Source organism: Bacillus songklensis (assembly GCF_042649685.1).
Taxonomy (GTDB): Bacteria; Bacillota; Bacilli; order Bacillales; family Bacillaceae_H; genus Bacillus_BA; species Bacillus_BA songklensis.
The window spans coordinates 1-5,820 of record NZ_JBHRZT010000037.1; the positions used below are offsets into that span (position 1 = coordinate 1).

Sequence of the window (5,820 nt, forward strand, 5' to 3'; positions counted from 1 at the left end):
TTAGTGACACAAATTCATGCCAAAACACACGACACAAAACTCGTGATGCCGTTAAAAATCCTTGACTCAAGCACCTTACCACTCAATTTGACGAATCATCAATGGGCGAAATTCCGTAAAACAAAGGCAGGCGTCAAGTTACATCTACGCCTCGTTTTTATGGAAAAAGGGACATCGTATCCTGAAAAAGCCGTGCTGACAACAGCGAAAGAACATGATCGTGGTCAACTTGAAGTCATGATCGATGACCAAGAATGCATGTACGTGTTTGACCGTGGCTACCTCGATTACGAGCGATTTGACCGCATGACATTTTTTCTTTCAAGGCTGCGGAAAAACGCCGTCATACGGGAAGTTTACGACTTCAAACTGCCAGACGATACGACCGTTTTATCAGATCAAATGGTGTTGATTGGCACGACGCAAAATCGAGCAGAAAACTATTTCCGTCTACTAAAAGTCATGGATTCAAAAGGAAATGAACTCCATTTAATCACGAATCGCTTTGATTTGAGTGCCGAAGAAATGTCTGAGATGTACAAATATGGAGTAACGGAAAAAGCCCAATTTCTTAAGATTAATGCTAAGAAATTGGGCTTTTTAATATTGGAATTTCCTTAACGTTGTAAATATGCGGTTCCTGACGCTACCACTAAATGATCGTATATTTAGATATCATTTTTTGTGAGTCATTTGTTTTATAAAATAGGGTTTTTCTTCCTTTAAATTTGCAACAATTATGATCCATCATAGCGATGGTTGTGTAAATACATTGATAAAAATGAGAAACTGTGGTAAATTTATATAGATACACCGCAAATTTATTTTTTGTATAAATTACCCCCATCTTAATTATACATCATAAAATCCTTTTCAGTCAACCCCTATTTTTATTTTTTTTAAAGGAGTGTTTGATATGAACATGGAACTTCGCCAGGAGCAAGAACGAGTGAACAGCGTAATGGAGACAATTACAGAGCAAATCAATAGATTGGAGGGCGAAACTTCCAGGCGTCGGATGGAAATTGTGAATATCCGCAAACACTTTTGGGATGAAGTAAAGGTTAATATTGATACCTTCGACGATTATCTTGAGACGATCATCGGCTTGAGACAAGAGGCTCAAGCTCTGTCCGTAAGCCAAAGCACCCATAAACATGCATCTAAGAGATTATCTTCGCTGCGGCGTATGCAAGAGGTGCCCTATTTTGGTCGAATCGATTTCATTGAAGAAGGAACTTCAACTGCGGAACGAATCTATATCGGCATCTCTACGCTCACGGATACAAGCGGAGAAAATTTCCTTATTTACGACTGGAGGGCTCCGGTCTCGAATGTCTACTACGACTACGAGCCTGGTCCCGCCAAGTATGCTACACCTGGAGGTGTCATCCATGGCATACTGGAGAAAAAGTGGCAATATCTCATCCGCGGCGGCATTATCCAATCTATGTTCGATACCAGTCCCACTATTGGTGACGAGATTTTACAGCAGGTGCTTGGTAAAGGTACAGACAAACATATGCACAATATAGTAGCCACCATTCAACAGGAGCAAAACAGGATCATCCGGCACGATCGCGGGCGGATGCTCATTGTACACGGCGCTGCTGGCAGCGGTAAGACATCGGCTGCCCTGCAGAGGATTGCTTATTTACTCTATAAATATCGAGATATGCTGAATGCCGATCAAATCATTCTTTTTTCGCCTAATTCGATGTTTAATAGTTACGTTTCCAATGTGTTGCCAGAACTCGGCGAAGAGAATATGCAGCAGGTCACATTCCAGGAATACTTGGATCATCGGCTGAAAAGTGAGTTTCAAGTTGAGAATCCTTACGATCAATTGGAATATGTTTTGACTGCAGTGGATAACCCATTATACGGAACAAGGATTGCGAGCATCCGATTCAAGGCTACCACCCGTTTTTTTGAGGCGATCAAATCATACAGGGAGTCGCTGGAATTATCCGGAATGGTATTCAAAGGGATTATCTTCAGAGGAAAGACAATTGTTACTGCTAAACAAATCGCGGAAAAGTTTTATAGCAGCGACACCTCGCTTCGCTTTCATAGCAGACTTGAAAAATTGAAGGATTGGCTAATTAAGCAAATAGATGAAGCCGAGAAGCTCGAACGGACTAAGCCATGGGTACAGGAGGAAATCGAACTGCTTAGCAATGAGGATTACCATAAGGCATATACCTACTTAGCGGAAAAACGCGGCTTTAAAGGAGAGTCGATTCATGATTATGAAATCGAGCCTGAAGCGTTAGCCCGCTTGATTGTTCGCCAGAAGTTAAAGTCGTTGCGAAAACGGATCAAGGCGTTTCGTTTCGTCAACATTAAGGGAATATACAAGCAGTTTTTTACCGATCCCATCCAGATCAAACAGTGGATGGACCGAGAAGCACCCGAGGAGTGGCCGGATATTTGCCTATCGACTGTGAAAATGCTGGACGAAGGTAAACTATTTTACGAAGATGCTACTCCGTTTTTACTAATGAAAGAGCTGATTCAAGGCTTTCAGACGAACAGCTCGATCAAACATGTACTTGTAGACGAGGCGCAAGATTATTCTCCGTTTCAATTCGAGTTTTTGAAACGTTTGTTTCCTTCGGCAAGAATGACCGTGCTCGGTGACTTTAACCAAGCTATATTCGCCCATGCCAGCGAAATGGTCGATTTCCACACGCTTACTGGCTTATACGGTCCGGATGAAACGGTTGCGATCAACTTGACCCGCAGCTACAGATCCACAAGACCAATCGTCGAATTTACACGCGGACTCGTACCTAACGGCGAACGGATTACCGCTTTTGAACGCGATGGCGAGAGGCCTATATTGACGCAACTGTCCAATCGAGCTGAATTGCATCGTTCCATAGCTTCCAAAGTTGCAGACTTACGGAAACGGCAGTATAGCACAATAGCGGTTATATGCAAATCTACAGTGGAAAGCACCGCTGCATACGATTCCTTGAGCGGCATCGAAGAAATTAAGCTCGTGAAGAGCGGATCGATTGAATACGAGCAAGGCGTTGTCGTCATACCGGCGTATTTGGCCAAAGGTATCGAATTCGACGCGGTTATTATTTATGACGCATCAGCGGAAGTATACGGAGATGAGAGCCTGCGTAGATTGTTTTACACTGCCTGCACCCGGGCTATGCATCACTTGCAACTATACAGTGTAGGCGAACCGAGCCCTTTTTTGTGCAATGTTCCGCCGGAGAGTTGACTTTTGAGCTTGACTTAACACGGAAGAGAAAGAAATGCACAGCCACGCCAATTGTTCTGAACTGACGATTATATCGTTGATACTTTCCTAACGTTGATGTAACCATATTTTAATTAGGTATTTTGCAAATCGAAAGGAGAAAGAATTTGAAAAATCAAAATGAAACGACTCAAAACCGAGGGACATTTGGGAGCAGAGACAACTTTTTGTTGGTCATGATTATGATTCTAGGTGTGTTTGTAGCCATTTTGAATGAAACGCTACTTAACGTAGCATTGCCGAAAATTATGAATGACTTCAGAATCGCGCCGAGTACCGCGCAATGGTTGACAACTGGATATCTACTAGTTATTGGTGTGCTTATACCAGTCACCGCTTATTTAATTCAGCGGTTCACGACAAGAAGCTTGTTCCTTGGAGCTATGGGCTTGTTTACGGTGGGGACATTTGTAGCGGCTATCGCACCAGGGATCGAAGTGCTTTTGATCGGAAGGCTGCTTCAAGCGGCGGGTACCGGGCTGCTCTTTCCTTTACTAACCAATGTGGTATTCTCCATCGTTCCTATTGAAAAAAGGGGTTCGGCAATGGGGACAATTGGAATTGTCATTACTTTTGCTCCAGCGATTGGACCCACTCTATCAGGGATCATTGTAGAGCATTTCAGTTGGAGGGTTCTCTTTTACGGCGTTCTGCCGATCGCACTGTTTGTTATTATATTTGCATATGTGATGCTCAAAAACGTGACGGAGACGACTAAACCGAAGATTGATCCGATATCGCTTCTACTTTCAACCTTAGGCTTTGGGGGGATTGTGTATGGATTCAGCAGTTCTGGTGAAGGACATGGGGGTTGGTCGAGCAATGAAGTCCTAGTTCCAATTGCAATCGGCGTTGTTTCTTTAGTCCTGTTTACTTGGAGGCAATTGACGATTTCACAACCGTTGCTAGATTTAAGAACATTTAAATACAACATTTTTAGGATGTCGACGCTGATTATGATGATTGTCATGATGGCGATGTTTTCAGCGATGATGTTGTTGCCGATTTTTCTCCAGAATGCGTTAGGTTACAGTCCGTTGGAGGCAGGTTTGATCATGTTGCCAGGCGGTATTGTCATGGGGATAATGTCACCAATTACAGGCCGATTATTTGATAAATTTGGTGCCAAGTGGCTTGCGCTTATCGGATTGGGGTTGATAGCAAATACGCTGTGGCAATTTGCCTTTATCACATTGTCAACACCCTACAGCACGATTATGATTTTCAATACGCTATTAATGTTGGGGATTTCAATGGTCATGATGCCGATCATGACCAACGCTTTGAACGAATTGCCACCTCCATTATATCCACACGGTACGGCTATTATCAGTACTCTCCAGCAGGTGGCTGGCGCTGTCGGGACAGCATTACTTGTATCAATCATGACCAATAGTTCTACTCGTTTTATGGAAAAAACGGTGATTAAGGAAGATGAGTCTACATTACAAATCCTAGCGATGATTGCTGGAATGAAAAGCGCGTTCTTACTTGCATTCGGACTAGTAGCCATCGCATGGATAGTTTCATTATTTATAAAACGGTCCGTTCCACAAGAAAAGAAATTGAAAATAAAGCAGGGTGCTACGAACTGACAAAGAGTTAACTCATTGTCAGGGTAGGCTGAAGACAGTTATTAACTTCATTGGAAAATTAGCTACAAAGGATAATTATCCTTTGAGCAATCAAAAGTTGTTTTAGCGGCCTTGATTATGGACATTGGGAGCAATTCACAAGTAGTGGGTTGCGTCAGGTATTCCAGAAAAGGGCGCAATTCTGCAGCAAAAGAATTGTGCTCTTTCTTTATGTTAAGGGCCATTTAATTGAAGTAGAAGGTTAGCAAGAAGCGATTCAAGAGAGCGTGATAACAGAATTTTTGAACATAAAGAATTGCCGGCTTACATATTTCTTATGGTAAGGGAGGGTGTGCCAGATGAGTAACTTTGAGGTGATTTGTGCACAATTTGCTACAATCCTTAAAGGGAAAAGTACTATAAATCAGGGCAGTTGTTCTGTTTCTTTACACCGAAATTTTACAGTGTTTGTTCAAGGACGGCAGAGTATAAATGTTTTGCCGGTAGGTGTATTATTTGAATCCTTGGACCATAGCGGCAATGCATTAAACCTTGCTGAAATCGCACTTTTACAAGAAGAGATCCCCAACTTTATGTCTTCAATTGTCCAACAGGGATTGATAGTGAGCGCCCTGCATAATCACTGGCTGTTTATGGACCCTCAAATCATGTATATTCATATCCAATCAATAGAGCCCCCATTAAGTTTTGCAAGAAAGATAGCCAGATCATTTTCCTATTTACGGAGTTATCCAGTGGCATAGGAAGTGTTCAAGCTTAATAGATATAGGATGATTTTATGTCCTAAGGCGCGAAAAGGGCAGTAAAGTGAAACAATAACCTGTTAGGATATTAGGTTAGAGCGGGTCGCAAAACTATAATAAACATCCAATATTATGCATAAGAAGCATGGTTTGGACATGAAAACGATAGCGGTGATACCCAAACATCCGTGGATTCTCCAAT

At 42.3% G+C, this 5,820-nt stretch carries 3 protein-coding genes and 1 pseudogene; all 4 read left to right on the forward strand.

From position 1 onward, the window contains the following. Positions 1-543 (forward strand): annotated as a pseudogene (locus ACFOU2_RS08945) (transposase); the annotation flags it as partial. A 373-nt stretch (positions 544-916) separates the two neighbouring features. After that, the gene (helD, locus tag ACFOU2_RS08950; protein ID WP_377914307.1) at positions 917-3,241 is read left to right on the forward strand and encodes an RNA polymerase recycling motor HelD; all 2,325 of its coding nucleotides are present in this window, start codon (positions 917-919) and stop codon (positions 3,239-3,241) included. A gap of 146 nt (positions 3,242-3,387) precedes the next feature. After that, on the forward strand, positions 3,388-4,875 hold the full coding sequence (locus ACFOU2_RS08955) for a DHA2 family efflux MFS transporter permease subunit (RefSeq protein WP_377914309.1): 1,488 nt from the start codon (positions 3,388-3,390) through the stop codon (positions 4,873-4,875). A gap of 338 nt (positions 4,876-5,213) precedes the next feature. Continuing rightward, positions 5,214-5,618, forward strand: a complete 405-nt coding sequence (locus ACFOU2_RS08960) for a DUF1259 domain-containing protein (protein WP_377914311.1) — start codon at positions 5,214-5,216, stop codon at positions 5,616-5,618. Positions 5,619-5,820 lie beyond the last annotated feature (202 nt).